Origin of the sequence: Mariniphaga sediminis, from assembly GCF_003573545.1 — a bacterium.
Lineage (GTDB): Bacteria > Bacteroidota > Bacteroidia > Bacteroidales > Prolixibacteraceae > Mariniphaga > Mariniphaga sediminis.
The window spans coordinates 35,953-60,612 of record NZ_QWET01000021.1; the positions used below are offsets into that span (position 1 = coordinate 35,953).

At 39.2% G+C, this 24,660-nt stretch carries 27 protein-coding genes and 2 tRNA genes; 13 read left to right on the forward strand and 16 right to left on the reverse strand.

Features of this window, described 5'->3' with window-relative positions; genetic code table 11:
- The first annotated feature begins 152 nt into the window (after positions 1-152).
- Positions 153-1,703 (forward strand): AbgT family transporter, encoded by a 1,551-nt coding sequence (locus tag D1164_RS19850; RefSeq protein ID WP_119351655.1) that lies wholly within the window; start codon positions 153-155, stop codon positions 1,701-1,703.
- Here the strand turns inward: D1164_RS19850 and D1164_RS19855 are convergent.
- Together D1164_RS19855 and D1164_RS19860 are read right to left on the reverse strand one after the other, a co-directional pair.
- On the reverse strand, positions 1,696-2,478 hold the full coding sequence (locus D1164_RS19855; protein WP_119351656.1) for a class I SAM-dependent methyltransferase: 783 nt from the start codon (positions 2,476-2,478) through the stop codon (positions 1,696-1,698). The two genes, D1164_RS19850 and D1164_RS19855, sit on opposite strands and share 8 nt — an antisense overlap.
- A gap of 62 nt (positions 2,479-2,540) precedes the next feature.
- Complete coding sequence (locus D1164_RS19860; RefSeq protein WP_119351657.1) at positions 2,541-3,236, reverse strand: 3-keto-disaccharide hydrolase; 696 nt, start codon at positions 3,234-3,236, stop codon at positions 2,541-2,543.
- A gap of 107 nt (positions 3,237-3,343) precedes the next feature.
- On the opposite strand from D1164_RS19860, the gene D1164_RS19865 reads away from it, so the two are divergent.
- The 10 genes from D1164_RS19865 to D1164_RS19910 all read left to right on the forward strand — a co-directional run bounded on the left by D1164_RS19865 (position 3,344) and on the right by D1164_RS19910 (position 11,153).
- Positions 3,344-5,776: an ATP-binding protein gene (locus D1164_RS19865; RefSeq protein ID WP_119351658.1), complete on the forward strand. Its 2,433-nt coding sequence runs from the start codon at positions 3,344-3,346 to the stop codon at positions 5,774-5,776.
- Between the two features lie 41 nt (positions 5,777-5,817).
- Positions 5,818-7,167, forward strand: a complete 1,350-nt coding sequence (locus D1164_RS19870) for a sigma-54-dependent transcriptional regulator (RefSeq protein WP_119351659.1) — start codon at positions 5,818-5,820, stop codon at positions 7,165-7,167.
- 134 nt (positions 7,168-7,301) lie between these two features.
- The gene (locus D1164_RS19875; protein WP_119351660.1) at positions 7,302-7,706 is read left to right on the forward strand and encodes a response regulator; all 405 of its coding nucleotides are present in this window, start codon (positions 7,302-7,304) and stop codon (positions 7,704-7,706) included.
- Between the two features lie 226 nt (positions 7,707-7,932).
- Entirely contained in the window at positions 7,933-8,232 is a 300-nt protein-coding gene (locus D1164_RS19880) for a YtxH domain-containing protein (RefSeq protein WP_172594548.1), read from the forward strand.
- Positions 8,233-8,271: 39 nt separating this feature from the next.
- Complete coding sequence (locus D1164_RS19885; protein WP_119351662.1) at positions 8,272-8,625, forward strand: phage holin family protein; 354 nt, start codon at positions 8,272-8,274, stop codon at positions 8,623-8,625.
- 127 nt (positions 8,626-8,752) lie between these two features.
- The gene (locus D1164_RS19890; RefSeq protein WP_119351663.1) at positions 8,753-8,965 is read left to right on the forward strand and encodes a hypothetical protein; all 213 of its coding nucleotides are present in this window, start codon (positions 8,753-8,755) and stop codon (positions 8,963-8,965) included.
- Positions 8,966-8,991: 26 nt separating this feature from the next.
- Positions 8,992-9,855 carry a universal stress protein gene (locus D1164_RS19895; RefSeq protein WP_119351664.1) on the forward strand — a complete coding sequence of 288 codons (864 nt, stop codon included), beginning with the start codon at positions 8,992-8,994 and terminating at the stop codon, positions 9,853-9,855.
- A 300-nt stretch (positions 9,856-10,155) separates the two neighbouring features.
- Positions 10,156-10,244 (forward strand) — tRNA-Ser (locus D1164_RS19900).
- Positions 10,245-10,321: 77 nt separating this feature from the next.
- A tRNA-Pro gene (locus D1164_RS19905) sits at positions 10,322-10,396 on the forward strand.
- A 286-nt stretch (positions 10,397-10,682) separates the two neighbouring features.
- Positions 10,683-11,153, forward strand: coding sequence for a hypothetical protein (locus D1164_RS19910; protein ID WP_119351665.1), 471 nt, complete (start codon positions 10,683-10,685; stop codon positions 11,151-11,153).
- 394 nt (positions 11,154-11,547) lie between these two features.
- Here D1164_RS19910 and D1164_RS19915 read toward each other — a convergent pair whose 3' ends face one another.
- The 12 genes from D1164_RS19915 to D1164_RS19965 all read right to left on the reverse strand — a co-directional run bounded on the left by D1164_RS19915 (position 11,548) and on the right by D1164_RS19965 (position 20,916).
- Positions 11,548-13,794, reverse strand: a complete 2,247-nt coding sequence (locus D1164_RS19915; RefSeq protein WP_119351666.1) for a glycosyltransferase family 4 protein — start codon at positions 13,792-13,794, stop codon at positions 11,548-11,550.
- A 123-nt stretch (positions 13,795-13,917) separates the two neighbouring features.
- Positions 13,918-14,121 carry a hypothetical protein gene (locus tag D1164_RS19920; RefSeq protein WP_119351667.1) on the reverse strand — a complete coding sequence of 68 codons (204 nt, stop codon included), beginning with the start codon at positions 14,119-14,121 and terminating at the stop codon, positions 13,918-13,920.
- Positions 14,122-14,196: 75 nt separating this feature from the next.
- Entirely contained in the window at positions 14,197-14,322 is a 126-nt protein-coding gene (locus D1164_RS24130) for a hypothetical protein (protein ID WP_262707174.1), read from the reverse strand.
- 24 nt (positions 14,323-14,346) lie between these two features.
- Positions 14,347-14,697, reverse strand: a complete 351-nt coding sequence (locus D1164_RS19925; RefSeq protein WP_119351668.1) for a cupin domain-containing protein — start codon at positions 14,695-14,697, stop codon at positions 14,347-14,349.
- Between the two features lie 301 nt (positions 14,698-14,998).
- Positions 14,999-15,874 (reverse strand): GTP pyrophosphokinase, encoded by an 876-nt coding sequence (locus D1164_RS19930; RefSeq protein WP_172594549.1) that lies wholly within the window; start codon positions 15,872-15,874, stop codon positions 14,999-15,001.
- 125 nt (positions 15,875-15,999) lie between these two features.
- Positions 16,000-16,326 carry a fatty acid desaturase gene (locus tag D1164_RS19935; protein ID WP_147372239.1) on the reverse strand — a complete coding sequence of 109 codons (327 nt, stop codon included), beginning with the start codon at positions 16,324-16,326 and terminating at the stop codon, positions 16,000-16,002.
- Positions 16,327-16,448: 122 nt separating this feature from the next.
- Positions 16,449-17,948 (reverse strand): B12-binding domain-containing radical SAM protein, encoded by a 1,500-nt coding sequence (locus tag D1164_RS19940; RefSeq protein ID WP_119351671.1) that lies wholly within the window; start codon positions 17,946-17,948, stop codon positions 16,449-16,451.
- 146 nt (positions 17,949-18,094) lie between these two features.
- A complete protein-coding gene (locus D1164_RS19945) occupies positions 18,095-18,634 on the reverse strand; it encodes a helix-turn-helix domain-containing protein (RefSeq protein WP_206611076.1) in 540 nt (179 codons plus the stop codon).
- A 145-nt stretch (positions 18,635-18,779) separates the two neighbouring features.
- Positions 18,780-19,172, reverse strand: a complete 393-nt coding sequence (locus tag D1164_RS19950) for a hypothetical protein (RefSeq protein ID WP_119351673.1) — start codon at positions 19,170-19,172, stop codon at positions 18,780-18,782.
- 100 nt (positions 19,173-19,272) lie between these two features.
- Positions 19,273-19,830: a universal stress protein gene (locus D1164_RS19955; RefSeq protein ID WP_119351674.1), complete on the reverse strand. Its 558-nt coding sequence runs from the start codon at positions 19,828-19,830 to the stop codon at positions 19,273-19,275.
- On the reverse strand, positions 19,827-20,693 hold the full coding sequence (locus D1164_RS19960) for an SPFH domain-containing protein (protein WP_119351702.1): 867 nt from the start codon (positions 20,691-20,693) through the stop codon (positions 19,827-19,829). Before D1164_RS19960 ends, D1164_RS19955 begins: the two co-directional genes overlap by 4 nt.
- A gap of 25 nt (positions 20,694-20,718) precedes the next feature.
- Positions 20,719-20,916 (reverse strand): general stress protein CsbD, encoded by a 198-nt coding sequence (locus D1164_RS19965; protein WP_119351675.1) that lies wholly within the window; start codon positions 20,914-20,916, stop codon positions 20,719-20,721.
- A gap of 408 nt (positions 20,917-21,324) precedes the next feature.
- Between D1164_RS19965 and D1164_RS19975 the strand changes: the two genes are divergently transcribed.
- Entirely contained in the window at positions 21,325-22,623 is a 1,299-nt protein-coding gene (locus D1164_RS19975; protein ID WP_119351677.1) for a hypothetical protein, read from the forward strand.
- 6 nt (positions 22,624-22,629) lie between these two features.
- Positions 22,630-23,355, forward strand: a complete 726-nt coding sequence (locus D1164_RS19980; RefSeq protein WP_119351678.1) for a DUF6320 domain-containing protein — start codon at positions 22,630-22,632, stop codon at positions 23,353-23,355.
- Here D1164_RS19980 and D1164_RS19985 read toward each other — a convergent pair.
- Together D1164_RS19985 and D1164_RS19990 are read right to left on the reverse strand one after the other, a co-directional pair.
- Positions 23,346-23,996, reverse strand: a complete 651-nt coding sequence (locus D1164_RS19985) for a CPBP family intramembrane metalloprotease (protein WP_119351679.1) — start codon at positions 23,994-23,996, stop codon at positions 23,346-23,348. The genes D1164_RS19980 and D1164_RS19985 overlap by 10 nt on opposite strands.
- 128 nt (positions 23,997-24,124) lie before the next feature.
- Positions 24,125-24,508 carry a glycoside hydrolase family protein gene (locus tag D1164_RS19990; RefSeq protein ID WP_147372240.1) on the reverse strand — a complete coding sequence of 128 codons (384 nt, stop codon included), beginning with the start codon at positions 24,506-24,508 and terminating at the stop codon, positions 24,125-24,127.
- Positions 24,509-24,660: the final 152 nt, after the last annotated feature.

Here is a 24,660-nt window from a genome sequence, read left to right on the forward strand (position 1 = left end):
ATTTCTGCTGAACCGGTGAAAATCCGGCACTATCTTTTTGGATTTTTATCATTTTCCTTTTTCGGTTTAAAAAAAATCCCGATTTTTCGTGCGTTTGCTTTTAGAACAAATAAAGGAATTTTGGGGTAATTGAAGGAACAAAATATAATTGTATGGCAAAACAAAAGGATACATCGCGAAAGGATTTGCAGTCGGAAAGTAAAGGTATATTGAAGTGGATTGAACAGTTGGGGAATAAACTGCCCCATCCGTTCTGGCTGTTTGTATGGATTATTGGTTTTATTATTGTGCTGAGTGCCGTTGCTGCTTTTTCCGGAATCAGTGCAGTGGATCCCGGTTCTGGTGAAGTAGTAACACCGCAAAACCTTATCTCGGGTTGGGGGTTGCGGCGTTTTCTGGAGGAGATGGTTACCAACTTTGCCCATTTTGCGCCGTTCGGGTTGGTACTGGTAATGTTGATGGGGGTTTCGGTAGCCGAACGCAGCGGCCTGCTCACCATTATATTGCGTACCATGGCATTTGCTGTTCCGCGTAAGATTGTTTTACCTGTCATTTTTATTATTGGGGCGTGCGGAAACATCGGCTCCGATGCCGGAGTGGTAATTGTACCACCCATTGCCGCGTTAATATTCATGCAAATGGGGTTGCATCCCATTGCAGGCCTTATTGCCGGGTATGCCGGTGCTACTGCCGGATTTACTGCCAACTTTTTTATTGCCGGAACCGACGTGCTTCTGGCGGGCATTAGTACCGAGGTGGTACAGCAGTTCGATCCCACCCTGGAGGTGAGCGCCACAGCCAACTGGTATTTTATGATTATTTCTACCCTGCTGCTTGGAATAGGAGGGGCGTTTGTCGCTTCACGTTTTACCATTCCCCGCACCCGGGGTTTTGCCATGGGCGACGGTTCGGTAGAGTCGTATGATGAGGCGCCCAAACTAACGGCTACCGAAAGAAAAGGGTTAAAATATGCCGGATTGGTTACGTTGATTTATATCGTAATAATTGCGGCGTTGGTAATTCCGGCCAATGCACCATTGCGTAATCAGGAAACTGGCGGAGTGGTGCCTTCACCGTTTTTACGCGGACTGGTACCTATCCTCTTTTTCTTTTTTGCTCTTCCCGGGTACGTGTATGGAAAAATAACGGGCAGCATTACAAAACCCGACGACCTGCTAAAATTTATGGAGCAGGGAATGAAGGATCTTTCGGGCTATATTGTCCTGATGCTGGTAGTGGCGCAGTTTATCAATCTTTTTAGCTGGAGCCGTCTGGATACTATTCTGGCCATTAACGGGGCGGAGTTTCTACAGTCAACCGGGCTAACCGGCCCGCTGATGTTCACTATGTACATGATTCTGGTGGCCTTCCTGAATATTTTTATTGGCAGCGGTTCGGCGAAGTGGGCCATTTTTGCCCCCATTTTTATTCCCATGCTGGCACAGTTGGGGTATAATCCGGCCTTTATTCAGCTGATGTATCGTGTGGGAGATTCCATCACCAACGCTATCAGTCCGTTGTATGTTTATTTTCCGCTGCTCATCGGGTGGGTAAGAAAATACGATAAAAATGTAGGCATCGGCACCATTCTGTCTCTGCTCGTGCCTTATGCGGTGGTCCTGTTTATAATGTGGGTGGTATTGCTGTTTGTTTGGTTTTGGCTCGATCTTCCCATTGGAGTGGGCGAGGGGATATTCAGGTAGGTTGATTTTTTTGGGCAATAACCAGCATCTCAAAGTCTTCGGTCGTCAGTTTATCGTTGCGCGAAAATGCACCCAGTCTGGCGCCGTAAATGTCAATTTCTAAATATCCGAGGGATTTCAGCAACCAGGTAATTTCACTCGGAACGTAATAACGTTCATTGCATTCGAGTGTCTTTTTATTGCCCGCATCATCTACAAACGCCGTGGTATTATGATCGCGGAAAGTCATTAGATTGAATGTGTTATTGCTATAAGTCGCATTCCCTTCGTCGGTGGTCGTGGTATCGAAAAAGTTTTCCACTGAATGAAAAAGGGCAAATAATCCATTCAGGGTGGTAAAGATGAATATCCCTTTATTTTTCAGCGCTTTTGTTACATTCTGCAAAATGTCAAAGTTCATTTCATCGGTTTCCATCAGCGGGAATCCGCCTTCACAAAGCATAAGGGCCACATCAAATTCATTTACGAATGGAAGGTCTCTGGCGTCGTATTGTTGAAAATCAATGGAAAGGCCCTGGCTTTTTGCTTTTTCGCGGGCTTTGGCAAGTTGTGCTTCCGACAGGTCTATCCCTGTAACGGAGTAGCCCCGTTTGGTCAGTTCGATGGCATGCCTGCCGGTTCCACAACCAACATCCAGTATCTTCAATGTTTTGTCGAACCGGAGCTCCTGCTCAATAAAATCGCATTCCCCCATTGTACCTTTTGTAAAACTTTCGCGTTCATAATGTTCCGCATAGTTTTCAAAGAAGGTTTCGTACCATTGTTTCTTTTTCATGTTGTTAAATTATTGTTTTACTGAATTAGCTGTATTTAATTCTTCGGTATTTTCAAAAAGTGTTAGTGCCCGGCTTGTAAGTCCGGTTTTACTTGAATATTTCGTAAAGCCGCGGTAGTTACCCAGGAGCAAATGCCAAAGGGTTTGGAAAGTTCTACTTCGGGCCGGATGGAAAGTTTCCGGTTTTCGGTGGCAAAGTCCACCATTTTCTCTTCGTTTATCCAGGCTTCGATTTTTTCCGGCGTAACCTTCAGATGGATATGATACCAGGTGTCGTGTTCAAATTTTTTTAATGTTCGGGTCTCATTTTCGGAAGCATCGTAACCGTCGATATTACTGAGCCCGACCACCGGGCCACCCCAACCGCCAATAATCAGGGAGCAGAACGACTCGGCAACCGGGAAAGTCATTCCGCAGAAAAAATCATTGCCGGTTATTTTTTTTGCCTCCAACTGCACTTCATAATTTATGGTGGGAAAATTGCCTGTCCAGGTGATGCCTGTGCAGCCGTCACCCATCCCCAGCACAATATTGCCGCCGGAAATACGCACCGGTCCCTGCGTGCCGAAGTTGGTTACCTCCCAACCATTCAGCGTCTCCCCGTCAAAAAGGGAAACCCATCCCGGTTCAGCGCTTTTGGTTTGCGGAGTGGTACGATTCTCTGTTTTTGGATTTCCGGTACAGGAGGCGAGGACCAGCAAAAGTGCTGCCAGCACAGGAATTTGGGTTCGTTTTAGAGTGAGTGAATATGATTTCATGTGTATAAACTTTTGTTGCTCTCTCTTATATCAGATTAGATGTTCTTTGCAAAAATAACAAAGGATAGCACTTTTTAGATCCGCTTTTTCATTTTACCTTTATAAGCATGAATGAATATTTGAACAGGCAACTGGATCAAATCAGTAAGCTCATTTCGGGTTTGAAAGGGGCGGATGTCGGTTTGGAGAAGCTGATCGAACTCGACCGGTCGCTCGAAATGCTGAGCAACCTGATTAAGACTGTCCGGCTCGAAGGACAGGAAGATTTTACGGAGCTTAATGATCAGGGGGTAAAGCAGGATGCAGCTTTTTATTTCAACCGACAGTTCCGGGTGGTTCGTTTTGTGGGATCCTACGAAAATATATTCGGTTCAGGAAAAATTGATGATCTCCCCGAAGTAAGTTCATTTTTTAATGCAGCAGGTTTCGACCATTTTCGGGAAAAGACAGAGTCGTTGCTGGAAACCGGGGAACCGCAATCGTTTTATGCTGAGATTATTTCAAAAAACGGATTATTATTGCCGGTACATTTTCTGCTCGAGAAAATTTCCTTTAGCGCCGGACAGGAGATAGTCACTGCCGGAATGGTATTTTTCAGTCAGACGCCCACCGTGCTGGAAAACTATCGTGAAATTTTGATAGAAAACCTTCCCGGAATGGACGTATATCTTTTCGATACCCAATTCCGGCATGTTTTGTCGGGAGGGCGGGAAAAGGAACGCCTGGGGCTTTCCAATGCCGATTTCATTGGTAAAACCCTTTTTGAGGTGTATGGTGAAAAGACCCGAAAACGTCTTTTCCCGTTTTACCGCAATGCACTCGACGGTAAATTGTCGGAAGGGGAGGTGCGGATAAAAGGGCGTGTGTATTTTATCAGTGCCACACCGGTACGGGGCATTGACAAACAGGTGGTGGGAGGAGCCTTAATTTCCCAGGATGTCACAAAAGAGAAAGAGGTCGAAAAAAATCTGTTACGGGCTAAGCGTGAAGCGGAAGAAGCCGATAAGGCCAAATCCCTTTTTCTGGCTAGCATGAGCCATGAAATCAGGACGCCCCTGAATGCTATTATCGGGTTCACCGATCTGCTTCATAAAACCGATTTAACGCCAAAACAGAAAAAGTTCAGTCGATTGATCAGCCAGTCATCGGAGCATTTGCTTTCGGTTGTCAACGAAGTGCTTTTCCTTTTCAAACTTGGAATGGGAAAGGTGTATATTGAAAAAGTGCCGTTTAATCTCCACGAACTGATTCGGAATGTGCGTGAATCGCTTATATTCCGTGCCAATGAGAAAGACCTGGAGTTTGTTTACTCTATTCATTCCGGTGTGCCGGAGGTGGTGGCGGGTGACCCCTTTCGTCTGAAGCAGATTATTTCAAATCTTGTAGGAAATGCGATTAAATTTACCGATGACGGAAGGGTGTGTGTCCGGGTTTCAAAAGAGAAAAGTATCCGAAAGCGTGTGTTTTTGCGGTTTGAAGTGGAAGACACAGGAATAGGTATTCCGAAGAAAGATTTGGATTTTATTTTTGATGAATTTGCCCAGTCGGGAATTGGAAATGAAAAAAGACGGAAAGGCGCCGGCCTGGGGCTTACCATTGTGAAAAAACTGGTGGATTTGCTTGGTGGCAGAATGGGTGTGGAAAGTTTGCCTGGGGAAGGCTCAACGTTTTTCGCCGTTATTCCGTTTGAAAAAACGGACGCTGATGTTTCTGAAGTGCAGGAGAAAGATTACGGAGGTACTTTTAACCTGTTGGAAGGCAAGCGTATTTTATATGCCGACGACGATGAGAATAACCTCCTGCTCGGAGAATCAATCCTAAAAGACTGGAACGTGGACTATGAATTGGCTGTTGACGGTGCGGAAGCGCTGGAGTTGTTGAGAAGGGAGCCTTTCGACCTGGTGTTGCTGGATATCCACATGCCCAAACTTTCGGGAGTAGAGGTACTGAAAAAGGTAAAAATGGATGAAACAAACCCCAATAAAAACGTCAAAATGTTGGCTGTGACTGCAAATATTATGAGAAATGATATTCAGAGATATTTAAGAAGCGGATTCGACAGCTATATTGTAAAACCTTTCAGGGAAGAAAATCTTTACAGCAAGATTTGTAACCTGTTGGATTTGGAGCCTCCGGTGTTGGGGAAAGACACCTTTCCTGTTTCAACCTCCAAAACCGGAATTACATCTGAAAGGTTTGATACCTCTCTTTTGTTAAAAACATCGGGCGGGGACATTGCTTTTTTTAACCAGATGATTGATACGTTTATTTCCGGGGCAAAAGAGGCTTCTGAAGGGATGGTGGCAGCGGTTCAGACCAAAAACCGGAACGAAATTGGTAAAAGGGCACACAAGGCAATTCCCTCATTTCGCTATTTTGGGTTGACCCGGTTGGTTAGTAGCCTGATGAAACTGGAAGAGATGACTCTCCGGCAAAGAAAAACAGAACCAGTGGAAGAGTTGGTAGCCTCATTGGTGAAAGAAATTGAAAAAATGGTTCGTCTTGCGGAAGAAGCTAAAATTCCGGAAGATGGGAACTGAATCTCCAAAGTTTTGGTTAGTTTTGTTCAAACGGCAATCCAATGGCAAGAATTCTCATCATCGACGACGATATATTTATTTGTAAGGCAATTCAAAAACAACTTGCCAATAAAGGTTTCCGTACGGAAATTGCTTTTTCGGGAAATGCCGGCCTAAAGTTGCTGAAGGAGAAATCGTTCAGCTTGGTTTTGTGTGACTTCAGGCTTCCCGATAAAGATGGGTTGGAAATCCTTCGGGAAGTAAAGCAGATGGATACACGTATCCCGGTGGTAATTATCACGGCTTATGCCGATGTGCGTATGGCGGTGAAGCTAATGAAACAGGGCGCGTACGATTACCTGACCAAGCCGTTGCAACACGAAGAAATTGTGAGCCTGGCAAAGCAGTTGACCGGCACCACAAAAAAAAGCGGTTCCTCCGATGTTTTCGAAGATTTTTTGGTGGGAGAAAATCCGGGGTTTAAGCAGGCTGTAAAATTTGCGAAAAAGGTGGCTCCTACAGGAATGTCGGTGTTGATTGAGGGGGAAACCGGAACAGGAAAAGAATATGTGGCCCGGTATATTCACCGGAATAGCAGCCGGAAGAATAAACCTTTTGTGGCGGTTGATTGCGGCGCTATTCCAAAAGAACTGGCAGGAAGCGAACTTTTCGGCCATGTGAAAGGATCGTTTACCGGTGCCGTGGGCGATAAAACCGGAGTTTTTCAGCAAGCCGATGGTGGAACTCTTTTTCTCGATGAAATAGGAAACCTCAGCTACAGTGTGCAGGTACAGTTGCTTCGCACGCTTCAGGAAAAAACGGTTACACGGATTGGGGAAAACAAACCGGTGAAAGTGGATGTAAGGGTGATTGCCGCTACTAACGAAACGTTGACCCGGCAGGTGGAAGAGAATAACTTCAGGGAAGATTTGCTGCACCGCATCAACGAATTTAAAATTGTTTTGCCTCCCTTGCGAAAAAGGCAGGAAGACATTCTTTTCTTTGCCGATCATTTCAGGAAACTGGCTAATGAAGAACTGGATCAGCAGGTTGAACAATTTTCGGACGATGTACGGGAAATATTTTTTCGCTACGAGTGGCCCGGAAACATGAGAGAAATGAAAAATGTTGTGAAGCGTGCTGTGCTGCTTTCTTCCGGAGAGATACTCTCGTCCCGGGCACTTCCGGAAGAAATTGTACAGTTTTCATCTGTGCAGACTTTTCCAGGAGAAGGAATTAACGAAAATAACCAGGAACAAACATTGAAAAAATTGACCTCCGGCGCTGAAAAGGAGATCATTATCAAAGCCATTGAAGCAGCCGGATATAACAAATCGAAGGCAGCCCGAACGCTTAATATTGACCGAAAAACACTTTACAATAAAATCAGGCAATACGGTATCGATATCTAACCCGGGTTAACTTCCAAACAGTATTTTCTGTAGCTAAAAAAATCAAAAGAAAGGTTTTTTAAAATAGTTGTTCGCACCCGGAGTTTTTTTGGAATAGAAATTGACTTTTTTCTTTTACAAAAACAAGCGTTGTGATGAGGCAAAAAAGAAAAAAGGTGTTGTGTGTTGATTCCGATCCCTCCTTCCTCGATCTCCAGAAAAAAACGTTAACCCATAAGAAGATTGGGCATTGTTTTTTCGGATTTAATGATTTTGGAGATGCTATTCATTTTATTGAAAAACAGGTTATTCCCCACAATGAAAAGTTGGATTACATCCTGCTGGACCAGAAAATTTTGGGTAAAGAACTGGTGTCCTCTCTGGAAAAAATTTCGGGGTTGAAAAATTTCCTGAAAAAGTCTGAAATCATTGTGTGTACCAATGAAAATAACAATGCCTTGCGCAACCAGGTTATGCAATATCCTTTTGTAAGCGCGTTTTTGGTAAAACCGATTCCATCCAACTATATTGAATTTCTAATTACCGGGCAATCGGACTGAATAGGGGATAGGGTTTTGTGGAAATCATCTGATTTCTTTCCACAGGTTGAGGAAACCTTTCCTCACCTCTATTTGTATTCTGGGTTTCCAGAGACGTTTATCTTTCTGATTTTCAGTATTTGTTTTTTTTGTCCGGGTGGGGACGGAAGCTGGAATACTTTTTTCATAAAGAAGAATGAACAAGAGAGAAATAAATAGAAGTATTAACATTAAAAATGAAGATGCCATGAAAAAAGGAACAAGAAATGCATTGTTGGGATTTGTTGCCGGAGCGGCAGCAGGAGCTTTAACCGGAATTTTACTTGCGCCCGACAAGGGTTCGAAAACACGGAAAGAAATCTCAAAAAAAGTAAAGAATGTGTCGAAAGACATTACCGATACGCTGAGTGAAAAAGTAGACCACCTGAAAGAACAGGTAAATGAGGTGGTGAATGAAATGCGTGGTAAAGCCAAAGATGCAGAAGAAAAGGTAAAAGAAAAAGTGAAGGAAAAAACTGCTGCAGAATCAGCGAAAGCAACCAACTAGAAAAAGGAATCTGACTGTTTAACCGTATATTTTGATGCAATGAGTAAAGAACTGACAAAAAACTTAGGAGAGTTGAACGGCTCCGTAAAAAGTTATGTCCAGGCAAAGATTGACCTGGTAAAACTTACGTTTCTGGAGAAAATCACAAGGTTTACATCCTATCTATTCAATTTCCTGGTTGTTTTAATGTTTTCCATGCTGGCAATTGGTTTTGCTGCTGCAGCATTCGCCGTTTGGTATGGTGAAACTTATAATAACTATGTGGAAGGAATGCTCATTGCAGGTGGCGTACTCATTCTGACAGCGTTAGTTTTTATCCTTTTGCGAAAACAGATTGTGACCGGATCGGTTATTAAAAACTTTTCGAAAATATTATTTGAGGAAGAAGAATAATGCCAGGATGAAATGTCCGTGAGCGAAATTATCAAAAACAGGAAGATACTTGTGTGGCGAATTCCCTGTCTGACTCTATCAGTCGGCAAGGCATGTGTGCGCCATTAAAAAAGAATAATTAAAACACATGAAAACGATTAAGAATATGCGTGAGTTGCGCCTGGTAAGGCAGAAGCTGGAGTTCCAGGAACAATTGTATGAAAAAGAACTGGCCGAGTCGACAGCCGACATAATTGACAATCTTACCGACAAACTGAGGGATACGGCTTTCGATGTAGGATCGCGCCTGCTACTCCGGCTTATTCACTCACGCCGGAAACATCATACTCCCGAAGAGTAGGATTTTAATTTATAAGCTGTATTGTCATGGAAACAAATTTATTATTGCTCGATTCGTACAAAAATATGGAAGATTTGGTTGCGTATGCTTTTTCTTTTAGCAACCGGTTGAAACGAAATTTGAAAATTGTATATGTATTTGATTTTGACTGGATGCGACAATCGTTTATGGTAGGAGCTACCGGTCCGGTGAACCCTGCATTGGTTGCCGTGGAGAAAAATGCCAGGAAAGAGTTTAAAGTGGCTGAAACAAAAATCAGGGAGGTGGCTGCCGACTACATGAAAAAACATGCCGTAAAAATTTCTTTTGAAGTGCATGTAACGGAAATGAACCGTATTGATGTAGTACAGAATGAATTGGATAAAGAACCTGGTTTGATATTGTTTATTAGCAATCATCAAAGTTATTCTGAAGCATCCGGCGGACTGGTAGGGTACCCCAACCTGATAGAACATGTAGGTTGTCCGGTATTTGTAATTCCGGAAAATGCACGTCATGCTGTATTGAAGGAAGTGGTATATGCGTCCGATTTTAATCCGGAAGACGCAGATGCCCTGAAACATCTTCTCCGTTTGATTCATAATTCGGCAAATGCCAGGATAACTGTGTTGCATAATGAAAAAAATTATGGATTTGAGGAAAAATTAATGTGGACCGGTTTTAAGGAAATCGTAAAGGAAGAAACCGGGAATCGAAAACTATCATTCAGCCTTAAAAATAATAAAGATACGGTAAGCGCCATTGAAGAATTTGCCGGAGAAAATGATCCTGATTTACTTGTTATTATGAAGGAAAGAAAGGGCTTTTTTGAGGAAATGTTTACTCAGAATGAAACAAAAAGTGTGTTAACACATTTCCATAAACCGGTATTGGTTTACCACGAAAATTAGATTTTTTACTTGTCGATTCGTAGCCGGTCTGTCATTAATAAGAATGCAGGCCGGTTATTTTTTATCAGAAATTGTTCTTTTGGCTGAAAAAAGATTTTGACAATGAAAAAACAATTAATACATTTGCACGCACGAAAAACAGGAGTTCTTTTATACGATAGAAATGTTGAAGTAGCTAAGCTTTCACGCTGAAAGTATTTGGCAGCTTTTCCACAAATAATATAAACAGCGAGTTGGGTGAGTGGTTAAACCGGTAGGTACCGGATACGAAACCAGTCATCTTTCTGTGAAAAGAAAAAAGGTGAGGTGGGTGAGTGGCTGAAACCACCGGTTTGCTAAACCGGCGTACGGGTAATACTGTACCGCGGGTTCGAATCCCGCCCTCACCGCTTTTATACTCCAAAGCTTTTGCGGAGGAGTATTTTTTTAGTTCTTAAAACATAACGCTGAAATTTCAGTGTATGAACGGGGTATAGCGCAGTCCGGTTAGCGCACCTGCTTTGGGAGCAGGGGGTCGCAGGTTCGAATCCTGCTACCCCGACGGCTGAAAATGAAGGAGTTAGATTGAAATCTGACTCCTTTTTATTTTACATGTGTACAACATAGGTACAACAAAATCAACCATTACATATCACTACATAATCGATGGATTTTGAATGTTATCCAACATTTCGAAGTCTAATACCATCCAAACAACGACAAATGCTGCCACTACAACAGCTTTCCCTTGTTTTCATCTATCTGATTCAGTAATTTTAGTTTCTTGATTTTCAATGCTGTTGAAAACAGAAAACAAAGCCAGTTTTTACTCAAAAAAGTCATTGTAGATGGAAATTATTATTCAGAAAACAGGAAGGTTACTGTATCTGCTCAACCGAAAAGGGAAAAGATTACTCAGTACACAGGTTTTAAGGAATCATACTTCCATGATTCTGTTTATCATGCTGGTTTGCTCTATTACTATTTTAACCATGTTTTGGGCATGGGGATATCCGGTTCTCAAAATCATAATATATATTTCGGCTACCTTGATAATACTATTTATCATTTTAGTTTTTGTTAGTTCCTGGCATGAAGCCATACGACTTCATCGGAACGAGCTTGTATCCTGTTTTCATTTTAAACGCAGTAACATCTGTGGAATTCATTTACCGGATTTAGGGTTTTCTGATTCTGATCGGGAAGAATTAAACCTGATTCTTACAACCTGCGACCTTCACGAAATGGAGGAATCAGAGATTTTAAAAAGGAACGCAAAGAAGTTCTGTTCAAATTTATCGAATCCACATTTATTTTAAATGGCCGGGAGGTAAACAGGGCGAGTCTGAACTCGCGGTTTTCAGAGTGGGTGAATGAAAGTGAAATAGAATTTTCTGAAAAGCTGGAACCTTTTCGGAAAATTCTTGGGCGGTAGAAGGTATTTCTCCCGTAATTTGCCCGTAATTCAAAGCATTTGGTTGTAAGCTCCTGTTTATGTGAAAATGATAACTTATCAATGGAACAATAAAGGGCCGGAGGAACAAAATTGAGCCATCCGTCGTGGTATTGTTTTATTGTTTCCCTCGGCAGGCGGAGCGATGAAAAATGTGTCCCTTAATTTTACCAGGTATTAAAAACTCTCAAGGTGAAATCAATTATGGGTGGTTTGGATGATGGGCACGAACAACATTCTCATCTTATTCACAGAGCCTTTCATACCAATTTTAAATCCGATCTGTGAAACTCTTCGTAGGCCTGCAATACTGTCAGATGTGAAATTAAATAAGCGAGCGAACTTTCAGCGCCCTGATTGCGGTTTACTCCATAACTTTCGAACCCATCGCAACATCCTTTGGTTTCAAAATCATACAAACTCATCCGCAAATCATTTTCACCTAAAAACCACAGAAAAGATGTATATAATTTATTGAGATAATCCTTGTCGTTTGTCACGGAATATGCCTGGTGATACATTAAAACCATTGACATTGCATCGATGGGCTGTTGCGCAAAGACAGAACGTTCGCCCTCTTTTTTATACCACTTTTCGTTTCCAATTATCGAAAGGTAGTTATCCTTTAATGTATGACTGGTCAGAAAATTCATGGTAGTGATAGCTATTTGCGTAATTTTATCGTCATTCAGTATTTCGGCTGAATGCAGCAATGCCAAAGGCAAAATTCCATTGTCATAAGCCAGCAACGATTCAAACCAATTCCAATCAGGGGTCTGGTTTTCCCTATAATGTTTGATTAATACATTCGAGAGGTTCCTCAACCTTTCCGTCATGGAATCGTCAGAAGGATTGCTTTTCAGGTAATAACTGATTCCAATCATTGTATTGGCAATTCCCCGAATGGATTTTAATTTTTCAAAATTGGGCGATGCATTAAAAAATACCAATTTACCAGTCTGATAGTAAGCATCGTTGGGAGCATTTCCCAACAAATACCCAAGCGCCCAGATTGTTCTGCCAAACGAATCTTCTGAACCAATTTTATCCAAGAAATTCCGGTTAAAACTCAGAAAGTTCCTGAAAGTACCATTTGTGTTTTGCATGTAATGGATATAACTTAAAAAAATGGGGGACAATTCAAGCGCCCGCATATCTTTTTTCTGTCGGTATGCCATTAAAACCATTAACAAAGCCCTCGAATTATCATCCAGGCAATAACCTTCCTTTAAATTCGGAATACCAAACTTAGCATGTTGAATAATGCCGGTATCATCAGTCAATCTATTAATATGCGCAAGCGAAAAGGGGGGAAGAATAAGCAAATCAGGCTCCGTTTCTTTTTGAAGGGCAACTGAGTGCTCATCCTTCATTATATTTTCTACAAGTGCTACATATCTTTCCCCAATTTGTGGCCATGTAATTTTTTTCCCATATTCGCCGGCTTTGTTTTTTAGTTTACTTAGTTCTTCAGGCTTATCAAGAAGTTCGTTTAAGGTTTTCGCAAGTTCTGTCGAATCATTAAAATTGAATAACCTGCCTCTACCTTTAGCCAGCAATTCAGCTGCATGCCAGTAAGGTGTAGATAAAACGGCCGCACCCACTCCGACAGCATACGAAAGGGTTCCGCTGGTAATTTGGGCTTCATTCAAGTAAGGTGTAATGTAAATATCACAGGCATATAAATACTTGAATAAATCCTGCTCGTCGATAAATTCGTTTAGAAATATAACATGATTTTCAAGCTGAAGATTTTTCACCAAACGAAGAAGAAAAATTCGGTATTCTTCGCCAGAATGCCTTAGCACATTGGGATGGGTTTTACCCAAAACGATGTATATTAGATTCGGAAATTTTTGAACCACTTCCGGCAATGCTTTAATTACAGTTTCAATGCCCTTACTTCGTCCGATAAAACCAAAAGTAAGCAGTACTTTCTTTTTTTCAAGTTTAAAATCTTTTTTCGATTTTTCGGGACTAAAATGGATATCAGGGACGCCATGTTCAATCAGTGCAATTTTTTTTTTGGGCACATCGTAAACACTTACCAGAAACTCAACTGCCTTGTGGCTCATTACTACAATTTTATGAGCCATTTTGCAAATTTCTTTCAAAATTGCCTTTTCATTGTACGAAGGTGTTTTGAGTATGGTATGAAGTGTAACAATAAGTGGAATCTCAAGCCGGTGAAGCAAAGGAAGGATATAAACACCACTCTGTCCTCCGAATATGCCAAATTCGTGCTGTAAAATACAAACGTCCGCACCACTGAGATTAATGTATTTTACGGCTTTTAAATAATCTTCCTGATGCTCTTGCCGGATGGTAACTTTAACTTCTTCAGGGTATTTATATGAGACATCATTGTCATTTATTGCAATCACAAAACCTTCAAGCACATGTTCATTTTTCAGATTGTGCGCTAACATTGATTTAAACAGATTATTTGTGAAGGTTCCTATGCCGCATTCGCGGGTTGGATATGTTGCAATATAAGAGATTTTCATGTAGACAAATATTAGAATAAAGACAAAACCTGTCTGCCGAAAGGCAGAAAATTAAGACACAAAACAGAAATTAACCCTAATCTTACTTACCAAAACTCCTTTGCCATGGTTATCATTTTTAAGTTACTGGGTTTTAGAAAGTAATTTCCCTATATCTTTTTTGCCGGGTGGAATGAGTTCCCGTTCAAAATAGACCAATTCTTTATGCGTAAGGTCTTCTTGTATCTGACAATAATAAATCCGGGCAACATAGCGCCTGACGAGCAAATTCAGGGTTGGATTAACCTTTGCCTGCACAATATCACCTGCTTTATATTTGTTCTCCATTTTTATGTTTTAAATTGTTCTCTACTGTTTTTTCATCCCCTATCTTTCCCTTTAGAATTCTATTAAAATGAAAAATCAGATTATGCTTGAATCATTTTTCACAGCTTTCTTTACCGCTTTATCGGCTCTTTTTTCTTTAAGGCTTTTTACAGCTTCCTTTTTCATGTTTCTTCTTTCTTTTCCTTCTTTACTTTTCGTCATCATATTTATTTTTAAATATTTCTATTATAATGTACTCCCTTCATATCCGCTTTTAATTACTGTTGAAATCATTTTAACCCGACCATTTGCCCGCACAATATTTGATGAGTGTGCCGGAATAATAATACCTTGTCCCATTTGAAGTATGTTTGACTGATCATCAATTACAACTTCGGCGGTTCCTTCAATAATTTGAATAAAAGTATCGAACGGAGAAATTTTTTCTGCCAACGCTTCGCCGGTGTCGATGGCAATAACGCTAATATTCCCTGTAGTTTTTCGGATAATTGTTTTGCTAACCACTGAATTGGGGACATACTCAATGATTTTGATGAGAATATGGATTTCCGACTTTTCAATTTCATTTGTTTGCATCAGTTTCCAACTTTGATATTCTTAACAAAGTTACTTCTGCTCAATTCAAAAGAGTTACATAATTGATGTTTTAATTTACATCATTCACACATTTTGAAAAATGGTAACCAGTATTTTAGTTTTATTAAATACCTGAAGGGTTTAGATTATTCACACATCTTCAGGTGTCTCGCGGCGTTTGTTTTTTTTGCTATTTGAAATGAATGGGAGGTAGTCCGGTATATTTTTAAAACTGATTTGAGAGATGAGTCACACTGCTGTAGTGCATTTATACAAACTTCTGAGATGAAGTTTATGCAGTTTATAATCTATCGAATGCTGTAAATATTTTACGTTGATGACCGGATAAAATTTTCGCAAAATTGTTAATATCTGAACGATATAAACAATAGCGTATTTTTGTGTACGGATTCAAGCTTTGCTTTATCTCTTTTTCTATTGAATTGGCAATGGTAAGATAATTTTGGATTGCTTCATTTAATTGACCTTCTGTAAAACTATTTCTCAATTGCAATATTTCCTGAACAAAACCATCCACCTTAAATTCAACAAAATTATAGGCGGGAAAATATTTTAAGGCAATAAATAAAAACCGAAAAACATCCAATGATTTATTTGTTTCTATTCTGTCACCTTTTTTTAGACGATCACTAATTTTTTTTTCGGCGTGAAATATTTCATTTTTTATGTTTGAGAATTCGTCATCCGCTATTTCAAACAATGCTGATAAGCGATTTATCCGGCGCTTAAGTGATTGAGGAATACTTTTTTTGTATTTAATTTTATGATCTAAAACACTCCACGCATCCTGAATCACTGTACGAATCTGGAGTTCAACTTTAATGCCTTTAAAATTATGCGCATCAGGGACACCATCCAGTTTGCTTTTCAGAATCAGTTGTAAATGCAAACTTTTATATCCGAATTTGTCATCTGTTTTTTCCAACTGACTGCTTTTATCTGTAGTTTCAATTTCAGTAAAGTATCTTTTAAGTCCCCGCCTTATTTGATTCACTTCTTCATTGTAAAAACACACAGCCCTTATTCCAATCAGGTCAGTAAGACAATCGCTGATTTTTGTGATATCATCATCCGGTTTCAGCAAAGGCAGGTACTTTCTCTCAAATTTGCTGATGCATTCATTAAAGCTTTTAGTTCTGCCATTGACTGTTTCCACTTTGGGAATAGAAGAAATTACGCGGCAGAAAAATTTTACAGATGCGTTATGAAAGTCCAGTTTTTGATCGTACCAGATTTTAAATTCATTGATTTTTTTATCAAGCTCATTCATCTAAACCTCCATTACCTTACTTTTTTTAATGGATGGTGAGGCGAAAACCCTAAGATTCCCGGAGGAGCGATATCCTCGTCTTGCCCTTCGATGTTGGCAAATCCATGATAGATCATGTTGTGTTGATAGTGCCGGTTAGGAGGAAACTCACCCAGCAGATATAAAGAATTTCCAAATAACTTGTTCACCCACCGGTGTTTCGAAAAAGAACCGTGATTGGCATCGTGCATGGGAACCATCCCCAATCCCATATTAAGCCTGAATACTAATGCAAGTATTACTGAAGGAACCAGTCCTGAAATCATCAGGATAGAAGGAGAAATGTACAGTAAGGTCATGAAAATAGTTTTTACGGAAATTTTTTGAATACCATACGGTTGATTGTTGTTTTTGCTAAAATATTCGTTTACCAAACTTTTAATTTCTGTTGTAAAATTGACAATAACTTTTCCTTGATAATTTAATATTTATGCTTTTTTTGTCTGAGTCCGTAAATGGTTCTGAAATGGTATCCGTAAACCGTGTATGTAACTGCATCAACCATTAGTTTTGGTTTGTTGAAAAGGATCCAAATCATAAATTTCCAGTATTCGGTTCTTCCCTTACTGAGAAAACCAATAACAAAAACCGATTTTAGAAAAGCCATCAGCAGGTTAAATTTTATTCTACTTTGTCCTTTAGCCAACCGGTTGTAATTCAGTAATAACCGCCTAACCCTTTGGTAATAGGGCTTTACCGAATAAATATTGGTGATTATTCTTTTATAACCTTCCTGAAGCTCATTGTAATCCATTTTGGGAATAAAATTCATTGATGAATCAGTATTATTCCCTGTGGCTTCAATGGTTAATCTGTTTTCTGCTTCTAACTGTTTGTATAGTTTAGTGTTTTTAGGTGCATTCAATAATCCAACCATGGCCGAAACAATTCCACTTTTCTGAATAAAATCGATTTGGCGCTGAAAAACAGACGGTGTATCGCTGTCGAAGCCAACAATAAAACCACCTGAAACCTGAATTCCAGCCTGTTGTATCTTTTTAACGCTTTGAATAAGATCCCTGTTTTTGTTCTGCACTTTATTGCATGCCTGAAGAGATAATTCATCGGGTGTTTCTATGCCAATAAAAGCAGCATTAAAACCGGCATCAATCAATTGCGACATAAGCTCTTTATCATCCGCAAGATTTATTGAACTCTGGATGCTAAAATTAAAGGGGTATTTGTGACTTTGCATCCATTTCTTCATTTCCGGGAGCAGGTTCTTTTTTATTTCCTTTATATTCCCGATAAAATTATCGTCAACAATTGAAACTGCCCCGCGCCAATGAATGGTATTATACAAGAAATCCAGTTCGCGTATGATCTGGGCCGTATTTTTCATTCTCATTTTATGCCCCAATAGTGATGTAATTTCACAAAAATTGCAGTTATACGGACAGCCGCGTGTAACCTGAATATTCATAGTAGCATAATCTTTAACCGACAACAAATGGAAATCGGGAACCGGTGTTAATGAAAGGTCAGCATATTCATCCGTAGCATAAATCCGTTGCGGTTGTCCTGCATTTAAATCAGCCAGGAAAAAGGGCATGGTTATCTCTGCTTCATTCAAAATAAAGTAATCAACTTCCGGATAATTCTGATGTTCCTGTGTAAAAAGCGGGCCTCCAGCAACTATTTTTTTGTTCCATTTTTTACTTTCTTCAATTACCTTGTTTACCGATTCTTTTTGAATATACATGGCGCTGATAAAAACATAATCAGCCCACTGAACATCACTTGTCCGAAGTGTGGTTATATTCAAATCCACCAGTCTTTTCTCCCACGTATCTGGCAGCATTGCCGACACAGTAATTAAACCAAGTGGGGGTACTGCAGCTTTTTTAGAGATAAATTTCAAGGCATGGGTAAAACTCCAGAAAGAGTCGGGACATTTCGGATAGACCAATAATACTTTCATTTCTAATATTTATTGAATTATCATATAAAAGCATTGTAATTGCCATCCTTTTTTGAGAAAACAATTCTAAAGCAACACTTTAAGCGTAAATTTCGTGATTAAGGTTGAGGAATGTGTTACACAATTCTGAAGAATATTTACATTATTCACACATCTTCAAGGGTATCACGGCGTTTGTTTTTGAGCATTTTAAAATGGGTAGGAGTTAATCCGGTATATTTTTTAAACTGGTTTGAAAGATGGGCAACACTACTGTAATGCATTTTGTAAGCGATTTCAGAAAGATTAAGTTCATCATAAACAATGAGTTCTTTTACTTTTTCAATTTTATGGGTCAGGTAATATTTTTCAATAGTAATACCTTTCACTTCCGAAAAAAGATTGGCAAGGTAAGTGTAATCGTAATTAAGTTTTTCACTCAGGTAATCAGAAAGGTTTACCTTAATCTGTTCCTCGGTGTAATGCACCAGTTCGATAATTGCACTTTTTACTTTCTCAACCAGAATGCTTTTTTTATCATCCATTAATAGTAGCCCTGTTTTTCTTAATGCCAGACCCAACTGTTTTAGCTGTTCCCTTTCCACATTACCTATAATATCAGCTTCCCCTATTTTCACATAAGTATATGGCAGCCCAATCTTTTTCAATTCAGCTTTAACTACCATCTGGCAGCGAATGCAAACCATATTTTTAATATATAACTTCAATTCAAGTCTACCCTTAGTGTGCTAAAAGTACACTATTAAATTTACGTATTATTTAATTTTTGGTTTATTACACCTTACAGTATTATCGTTGGGGCGGGCAAAACTAATAGCAACGTCCATTGTTTTACTCTTTATCGGGAGTGTTAAAAAAGTCTTTCACAAAGGCTTTTTGTTGATTATCGGTCATATTATCTGCAGGTTGAACAGAAATTTTTATTTTTTCAAATTTGCGGTTACTTTGTAACACGTTGAATAATTCGGATTTGGCATCAGTGGGTCCAAAAAGGAGTACTTCACTGTAATCGTTGATAATGTAACTTAATTTTTTGTAAAAATCCGCATATTGATTTTGCTCTTTATTGTGCATCAGGCTCTCATCCAATCTCAGATTTTCGACTTGGTCAGGGAAGGCCGGAATTGATTCCAGCGTTTTTGATATTACCGTGTCATTTAATAATTCAAATATATTGGCAGTTGAATGATCCATCCATATTCCTAACCGTTTTACTGATTTCATGATATTCTATTTTTATTGTTTTCATTACTGTTTTATTTCTCTCAGGCGTTTTGATCACTGTATTTTAATGAAATCAATCCCCTCATTAATACCGTTGAATTCAGGATTTACTTTGCTTTTTTGTTGGGATAATCAAAACCGGAATAGTTGTATTTTGTAAAACTTTTTCAGTTACGCTTCCCATGGTTGTATTTTCAAACCATTTACGGCTGTGCGAACCCATGACAATAATATCCGCACTAATTCTGGTTGCTTCCTTTAAAATAGTTTCTGCACAATCACCCTCTTTAATCAACGTTTCAATACTATTATCGCCAAGATAAAGTTTTGACTTATCAAGAAATTGAATGCCCACTTTTTCAGGATTAAAAGTCTCCTCCTGCATCACTTTACTGGTATCCAAGTGACCTGCAAAACCCATAACCTTAATGGGTTCAGTTAACTTATAATCCTGTGGATTTACCAGTACATGCATTAATGTTATTGCGGACTTCATTGTTTTGGCAAATGAAAAACCTGTTTCCGCTACTTTTTGGGCACTTGGATCATAGTCCAGTGCAATCAATATTTTTTTCATTTTTTCATGTTGATATATTGTCCTGGTTCTTCCCTCAATACCTCTAAAAAATCGTTTCAAAAAGGTTTTTCTTGTAATCATTTCTCTTTTTGTTTTCTTTCCAGGGGAATAATACCAGCCATTTCGCCTATGATGTTCACCAAATCGGAGCCGGTTGGAATAACAATTTTGGCATTGTTCTCCAGCGATGCCTCCAGCGCTTCCAATTTTCGCAATAACTGGGCATTTCCAATAAAATATTTATCGGCAGCCTCGTTGACCAGTTTTATAGCTTCTGCCTCACCTTCGGCATGTAAAATTTTTGACTGTTTGTACCCTTCAGCTTCCTTGATTTTAGCGCGTTTTACACCGTCGGCGACGGTTTCGGCCGCAGTAGCAGAATCGATGGCTGCAATTTTTTCATTTTCCGCTTTCACCACTTTGTTCATGGTTTCCTGCACATCAGAGGGAGGATCAATCTGTTTTAATTCAGTACGTATAATTTCAATTCCCCAGCTTTTGGTTTCTTTATGCAGGGTTTCATGCAGTTCGGTATTTATTTTTCCACGTTCGCTGTTTGCCGATTTTAAGGTAAGTGTGCCTATAATATTACGGAGTGTTGTACGGGCAAGATTAACAATCTGCCATTGGTAATTGTCAACATCATAGGTTGAACCTTTTATACTTTCCTCGTCCGCTTTTACACGAAAATATACCTGAGCATCTACGCTAGCATTCAGGTTATCGTTGGTGATAATTTCCTGAGGTTCGGCGTCAACCATTTGTTCTGTAATATTTACCATAAAAATGCGATCTACAACCGGAATAATCCAATGAAACCCGGGGTCCGCAAGTTTCTTATATTTTCCAAGTCGCTCAATAAGACCGCGGTGAGTGGGTCTTACAATTCTGATTCCTAATAGCAAAAAGATTACTATCGGAAAGATTAAATACAAATAATTCATTTTAATATTTTTAGCTTGTTTGTTTTTACGAAGTATACTCCAATGAGCCAATTTCATCCATCAGTTCTTTTTTTGTTTTACCTAATTTGGATGAAATCATTTGTATCAGGTCTTCTCCCGAAACGCGTCCCCAATACATATCAGCATCGGTAAGCTCAGGATACTTATTTTTAAGCTTTTCCTTTATTCTTCCCCATTCATTCATGTCAAATTTTGTTTCCATAATTGTATATTAACTGTTCATTTAAATTCTTATCATTCTAACTATTTCAATTTTGTTTTTTTGTAAAAAGGATTCGAAGAAGTATTATAAACACGGCTAGAGGAAGTAAGATATCAATATAGCGAAATGAGTGAAACCCAAACGTTATAATGGCCCAAAGAAGTACGAGTAGCCCTGCGATGATGTAAAGTGAATTTTTCATCCTATTGTTTTTATTAATCTTAAATAGCGCTTCAATTATTTGAATAAAGTTACTTTGAAAAGGCACGGAAAGTGTTACATAATTCTAAATAAGAGTTACATCATTCACACATTTAGTTGTCCTATTTAGCGATACTATTCAGATTCCCAAATAATTCATAGATTTGAACAATAAACGGGGTAATTTTTAAATCAAAGATTTATTATTTGGACACTGAAATCAAAAATACGGCTCCAAATTCCGGCAAATTCTGGTTTGCTCTGGATAATGCTGCGAAAATATATCCGGCTATTATCAACGAAAATGTTACTGCCGTTTTCAGGTTGACGGCCAGATTAAAACAACCCGTTAAGATAAAACCGTTTCGAAAAGCAGTTTTGCAGGCAGAAAAGCGGTTTCCGTTTTTTAGGGTACAACTAAAAGAAGGATTTTTCTGGTACTACCTTGAGTATCTTTCGAAACACATTTCCGTTGAGCCCGATGATAAACCTCCCTGTAGGAAATTTCCAAAAGGAAGCCTTTTAATACGGATTCCGGTAGAAGGCAACAACATCAGCATCGAATGTTCGCACATTTTAACCGACGGCAGTGGGGCTCTGGAATTTTTCAAAACCATTCTCATTGCTTATTCAGGCGAATGCGGGACAGAAATTCCCTCCGAATATCATTTTAACGAACCGACAGCCATTCTGGCTGAAGAGTACGAAGATGCTTACAACCGTTTTTTTAAAGCCGAAATCCCGCCAATGGTAAAACGATCAAAAGCTTTTCACCTGCCCTTTTCTTTAAGACCATCTTCCCGCTTTTCCCGGTTAAACGCAATGATGCCTCTGGAACAAATGAAGGAGATTTCACATGCCAAAGGAGTAAGTATAACGGTTTATCTTACCTCGGTTTATCTTTTTATTTTGCAGGAGATTTATGAAAGCCTGAATGCATTTAGCAACCATAAAAAACGGAAAAAGCTTCGTGTGCAGGTGCCGGTAAATTTGAGAAATATTTTTCCGTCGAAAACCATGCGGAATTTTTCGTTGTTTGTGATGCCGGAAATTGATTTGCGTCTGGGGCATTATGAGTTCGATGAGATAATTAAATCGGTCTATCACCAAACAAAATTGGAAACCGATGAAAAGTTAATCCATAAAAACATTTCAAGAAATGTGGGAAGTGAAAGGAAACTGTTTATCAGGGGAATACCACTTTTTTTGAAGGGTTTGATCCTGCGCATGAAATACTACTCGCTGGGTACAAGCCAGTATAGCGGAGTGCTTACCAATCTGGGAAAAATAGATCTTCCAGATGAAACCGGCAAATTGATCAATTATTTTATAATGACACCTCCACCACCCAACAAAATGCTGAAGATAAGTTGCGGAGTAGCCGGATTTGGCGATAACCTGGTGTTGAGCTTTGGCAACATTACACAATCGCTTGAATTTGAAAAAAAGTTTATGCAGTTTTTACGCGATCAGAATATTTCGGTTGAATGGGAAACAAATAGATAAAAGGCTATGGTACAATGTCCGAATTGCGGAGTGGAAGTAGAAGAAAACGCCAATTTTTGTTCGTTATGCGGTGAGTTACTACTCGAAAATGCAGCCGATAGTGCGGCTATCATAAAATCGGGAAAATTACGAAGGCAGGAAAAACTGCTCACAGATTATCAGAAATTGACCGGATTTCAGAAACGAAAAATTTTTTGGCAAATATCGGCACTAATTCTTATTTCCGGTATTATTATCACTTCACTCATCGATTTTATTGGAAATCAAAACATCACCTGGTCAAAATACCCGGCCACAATTAGCCTGGTTTTGTTTATCAATTTTACATTGAATACATTTTTGCGGCAAAAAATTATACTCATGGTTATCTTAAGTTTTTTGTCGGTAACAGGCCTTTTTAGGCTTTTCGATATTTATGCCGGTAACACCGGCTGGGAAATAAAACTGGGAATCCCAATTATTTTTGCTGCATATTTAACCGTTTTTACACTCATTTTTCTGGTGCGCAAAGCCAAGCAAAAAGGCTTGAATATTATCGCTTTTTCTTTGACTGCAGCCGGACTGCTGTGTATATGTGTTGAAGGAATGATTTCCGTTTATTTCCAAAGCTCAGTTTATTTTGGATGGAGTCTGATTGTGATGGTTTCTGTTACATTTATCTCAATACTCCTGCTGTATATACATTACCGGCTGAAAAAAGCAACCGACCTGAAACGGTTTTTTCATATTTGAAATACCGTCCACATTTCATTCCACAAATCCCGGTCCAACACGAAAAATAAAAAAAAACTGGCCACCCATCCGTGGTAAAGACCCAAAGCCCAAAGATTTCGCCATTTAAACCAGGCGGTAAGAAATACCAGTTCCATAAAAAAAGTAAAAACCATTAAAGGCAGACTGGGATAATGAACCCATGCAAACACTGTGGAAGTTAAAAGGAATATTTGAGATTTACTGAAATTTATCGTTTTAATTGCCTGCAAATTTCCGGCAACCAGCGCCACCATCAGAAATTGCTGAATAATTCCCCATGCCGGATAAAACACAAAAACGGGAATCACATGCCAGTTAAGAAAGATGGCATTGTAAAAAATACCATACCAAACAATGACTGCAAACATAACCAACGCAAATGGCAAAATAAAAAAGAACGTATGTTTGAAATTGTTTTTCCGAAAGCCCCATTGTTGTGAAATGAACTGATTTTCCCGATACCTTTTATAAATGTAAACTGACCAAAAAATGCATGCAGCTGCAATATAAAATGCACGGAGATTCAGCCAGTCTATTAAAATAAATTTCATTAAACCGGTTGCTAAAACTGCTGCTATCTCAAAGCACCGTCGTTTGTCGGTTTCTTTAGAATTTTCCATTTTTTATGAATCTCTCCACTCATTTAACAGTGCTCGCAGGTTAACATTGGCATAGGTGAAATCATAATCCGACAAAATATAAGGTATAATCAATTCGTCGTTATGAATCATTGAACCGCATGAATAAACTACGTTGGGCACATACCCTTCCCGCGCTCTTCGGAGTTGGGCATTATAGTTGTACCATCATAAGCCGTATAAGTTGCATAATAACTTATTTTACCGTCATCATCAACAAATTTTACAAAACCTGCATCCTCAACTCCATTTTTTTCATTTGCCGAAATCGGAAAAATTACCCGCTCTGAAGTGTTGGTATCCAACGAAAATTCCAATTCGTAATGCGACGAAGTCAGCCAGATAATCTGATTAAACAACACTTCTTTCTCCGATGTAAGATGTAATGATTTTCTTGCTTTTCTCTTACAATCGCACAGTTCGCCGTAGGTAAATGTATTGTTTAACTCGTTGGTAATTAAACTGAAAAGGATAATCGAATGAAAATCTTTCATCTCGTTCAGATTGCTTTTAATGGAAGCTTTTTCATACATATGCCGTTCAATCTGTTGAATATAATCCAGTAAAACAAATCCTTTTTTGAAGAAAACAATTGAGTTAATTTGTGTCGGAATGTCAGATTCAACCCAGGAGTTATATCATTCAC

Excerpts from the sequence above, each read along its gene's own strand:
- D1164_RS19890 (WP_119351663.1), top strand. The coding sequence starts at position 8,753 with ATGAAAACGATTAAGAATATGCGTGAGTTGCGCCTGGTAAGGCAGAAG.
- D1164_RS19880 (WP_172594548.1), top strand. The coding sequence starts at position 7,933 with ATGAAAAAAGGAACAAGAAATGCATTGTTGGGATTTGTTGCCGGAGCG.
- D1164_RS19920 (WP_119351667.1), bottom strand. The coding sequence starts at position 14,121 with ATGGAGAACAAATATAAAGCAGGTGATATTGTGCAGGCAAAGGTTAAT.
- D1164_RS19965 (WP_119351675.1), bottom strand. The coding sequence starts at position 20,916 with ATGGAAACAAAATTTGACATGAATGAATGGGGAAGAATAAAGGAAAAG.
- D1164_RS19915 (WP_119351666.1), bottom strand. The coding sequence starts at position 13,794 with ATGAAAATCTCTTATATTGCAACATATCCAACCCGCGAATGCGGCATA.
- D1164_RS19870 (WP_119351659.1), top strand. The coding sequence starts at position 5,818 with ATGGCAAGAATTCTCATCATCGACGACGATATATTTATTTGTAAGGCA.
- D1164_RS19935 (WP_147372239.1), bottom strand. The coding sequence starts at position 16,326 with ATGACCTTACTGTACATTTCTCCTTCTATCCTGATGATTTCAGGACTG.
- D1164_RS19980 (WP_119351678.1), top strand. The coding sequence starts at position 22,630 with ATGGTACAATGTCCGAATTGCGGAGTGGAAGTAGAAGAAAACGCCAAT.
- D1164_RS19885 (WP_119351662.1), top strand. The coding sequence starts at position 8,272 with ATGAGTAAAGAACTGACAAAAAACTTAGGAGAGTTGAACGGCTCCGTA.
- D1164_RS24130 (WP_262707174.1), bottom strand. The coding sequence starts at position 14,322 with ATGACGAAAAGTAAAGAAGGAAAAGAAAGAAGAAACATGAAAAAGGAA.
- D1164_RS19855 (WP_119351656.1), bottom strand. The coding sequence starts at position 2,478 with ATGAAAAAGAAACAATGGTACGAAACCTTCTTTGAAAACTATGCGGAA.
- D1164_RS19925 (WP_119351668.1), bottom strand. The coding sequence starts at position 14,697 with ATGCAAACAAATGAAATTGAAAAGTCGGAAATCCATATTCTCATCAAA.
- D1164_RS19895 (WP_119351664.1), top strand. The coding sequence starts at position 8,992 with ATGGAAACAAATTTATTATTGCTCGATTCGTACAAAAATATGGAAGAT.
- D1164_RS19940 (WP_119351671.1), bottom strand. The coding sequence starts at position 17,948 with ATGAAAGTATTATTGGTCTATCCGAAATGTCCCGACTCTTTCTGGAGT.
- D1164_RS19910 (WP_119351665.1), top strand. The coding sequence starts at position 10,683 with ATGGAAATTATTATTCAGAAAACAGGAAGGTTACTGTATCTGCTCAAC.
- D1164_RS19990 (WP_147372240.1), bottom strand. The coding sequence starts at position 24,508 with ATGAAAGATTTTCATTCGATTATCCTTTTCAGTTTAATTACCAACGAG.
- D1164_RS19850 (WP_119351655.1), top strand. The coding sequence starts at position 153 with ATGGCAAAACAAAAGGATACATCGCGAAAGGATTTGCAGTCGGAAAGT.
- D1164_RS19860 (WP_119351657.1), bottom strand. The coding sequence starts at position 3,236 with ATGAAATCATATTCACTCACTCTAAAACGAACCCAAATTCCTGTGCTG.
- D1164_RS19960 (WP_119351702.1), bottom strand. The coding sequence starts at position 20,693 with ATGAATTATTTGTATTTAATCTTTCCGATAGTAATCTTTTTGCTATTA.
- D1164_RS19950 (WP_119351673.1), bottom strand. The coding sequence starts at position 19,172 with ATGAAATCAGTAAAACGGTTAGGAATATGGATGGATCATTCAACTGCC.
- D1164_RS19945 (WP_206611076.1), bottom strand. The coding sequence starts at position 18,634 with ATGGTTTGCATTCGCTGCCAGATGGTAGTTAAAGCTGAATTGAAAAAG.
- D1164_RS19955 (WP_119351674.1), bottom strand. The coding sequence starts at position 19,830 with ATGATTACAAGAAAAACCTTTTTGAAACGATTTTTTAGAGGTATTGAG.
- D1164_RS19875 (WP_119351660.1), top strand. The coding sequence starts at position 7,302 with ATGAGGCAAAAAAGAAAAAAGGTGTTGTGTGTTGATTCCGATCCCTCC.
- D1164_RS19865 (WP_119351658.1), top strand. The coding sequence starts at position 3,344 with ATGAATGAATATTTGAACAGGCAACTGGATCAAATCAGTAAGCTCATT.
- D1164_RS19985 (WP_119351679.1), bottom strand. The coding sequence starts at position 23,996 with ATGGAAAATTCTAAAGAAACCGACAAACGACGGTGCTTTGAGATAGCA.